The 2,123-nt window shown below is 77.6% G+C and carries 1 pseudogene; it reads left to right on the top strand.

Annotation, left to right across the window (positions count from 1 at the left end):
• Positions 1-54: 54 nt before the first annotated feature.
• Positions 55-2,123: pseudogene (locus tag Air01nite_RS40775) on the top strand (hypothetical protein); the annotation flags it as partial.

Here is a 2,123-nt window from a genome sequence, read left to right as displayed (position 1 = left end):
CCGGGCGCGGGCCGGCGACCTGCCGCGGCGGATGACGACTATTCCGGTCCGGCCGTGCTGGCGGGTCCGGGCGCGGGCCGGCGGCCTGCCGCGGACGACGACTATTCCGATCCGGCCGTGCTGGCCGGGTCCCGGGCGGCCGACGCCGACGGCGGCGGCGCTGCACGGCCGGTCGGCGGTGGCGGAGCCGCCGCTGCGCGTGCGGCAGCGGCCGCGGCCGCGAGCCGGGCCGGCACCACACGCAGGTCCGATGCGCGGTCAGGGCGGGGCGCGCCCGATGGCGTCGGGGGTGCGGCGACAGCCGCGACGACCTCCGTCACGACCGAGCCTGACCCGGGCTTCGCGGGCGACGCCGACGCCGAGGCTGTGCCGTCGCCCGGTCGGGCCGACCTCGACACGGTCGAACCCGCGCCGGATCGCGTGGTCGACGGCCAGGCCCCGGCCAGTGCCGATTGGGCCGACGAGCCGTCCGACCAGCAGACCGCGGAGGCGGTCGCGAGTGACGAGCGCGAACCGCGGCGGGTGCCGCCGCAGGCCGTGATGGCCGACCCGGCGACGCCGGACCCGGTCATTCCGCAGGGTGCCGAGGGCGCGCGGGACGCGGCGGCGGTGCGCCGGGTCTGGGACGAGGTCGTCGCCATGGTCCGGGTCAACCACAAGCGGATCGCGGCCCTCGCCACCGAGGCAACGGTCCGCGACATCGACGGCGACACGCTGGTGCTGACCTTCCGGCACTCCTTCCACGCCGGCACCTTGGCTAAGGACCCGGAGCCGCTGCTGGAGGCGATCTACGAGGTCCTCGGCGAGCGCTGGCAGATCCGCTGCGAGATCGCGGGTGACCAGCGTGGTGGCGGCCCGGCCGCGGAGCGCGCGCCGGAGCCGCCGGCCGCGAGCCGCGACTCCGGCGGCAACGGCGCCGCGCCGAGCGGTCGGCCCGCGGGCCGGGGAGCGCGGGAGCGCTCGTCGAGCAGCCGAGAGGAGAGTGGCGCCTCCGGCGACCGCTCGGACGAAGACCACCCGGCCGGACCGACCCACCCGAACCCGACTCCCGGCGACGGGGGCCCGGCCCAGCCGGCCAGCGCGCACTCCGACGACACGGCCGAGCCGAGGTCAGAGACGTCGGCCGTTGCCACAGCGGAAGTGGCCGGCCAGCCGCAGAGCGCCGAGGGCGATATGCCGCCGCCGCGTTCCGCTCCCGCCGGCCGCGAGCCGGATTTGGCGTCGGCGACCCAGGGCCAAGCGCGCACAGAGATTGTCGGGTCATCGGTAGCCACCGACGCTCCTCCGAGGCCTACCCGCGAGGCCGCCCCGCAGGCAAAGCGATCCGCGTCCGCCGGAGGCGATGCCGGATCTGGCAGGCCGGCTGGAGATATGGATCGGCGGATGGCGCGGTCCGCGTTCGCCGGAGGCAGCGCGGGCGGCGGATCCGTTGGCGGGGAAGGCGACGGCCGCTGGCAGTTGGCGTCGTCGGGGTTCGCCAGGGACGGCGCGGATGGTGGGCACGCAGGCGTCCCAGCCACCACGTCATCCGCAGGCCATGACGCCCAGGTCAGATCAGCAGGACATAGTGCCTCGGCCGCCGACGGCGGGCGAGGGGCCAACCGGACCGCGGCGAGCGGCCAGCGCGGCCGCGCGGCCGATCCAGGCCCCGCAGCGGGCGGCGAAGACGACTGGCCGGAGACCGCGAAACCCGGCGGGGAGCTGGCCGACAGCGCCGCGACAGATGAGACGGACTGGCCCGAAACAGTGGCACCGCCGGTCGCTGCCGCCACCCCGGCGCCAGCCGCGACGCCCGACCCGCCGCCGGCAACGGTGCCAACAGCGGCGCCCGCCTACCCGACCACAGCGCCGGCACCCGTCGCCGCAAGCGCGGTCGCGCGGTCGGCGCCGCCCGCCCCGCGGCCGGCCCCGGCCAGCGGGGGAGCGGCCGCCGCGGCCCGGGCGGCTGCCCGCGCCGCCGCCAACCGCGGGAAGGCAACCCCGGCAACTCAAGCGCCCGCGCCGGCTAAGAACGACGGCGCGGACTGGGCGGAGGAACCGCCGTTCGACCCCGAGTACGACAGCCCGGGCCGGAAGGCGGGCAACGGGGTCCGGTTCGAGGGGTTCGATCCTGGGGACGAGCC

Origin of the sequence: Asanoa iriomotensis (assembly GCF_016862515.1) — a bacterium.
Classification (GTDB): domain Bacteria; phylum Actinomycetota; class Actinomycetes; order Mycobacteriales; family Micromonosporaceae; genus Asanoa; species Asanoa iriomotensis.
The sequence above is the reverse complement of the archived record's forward strand: the minus strand, read 5'-3'. Positions and strand labels throughout refer to the sequence as shown.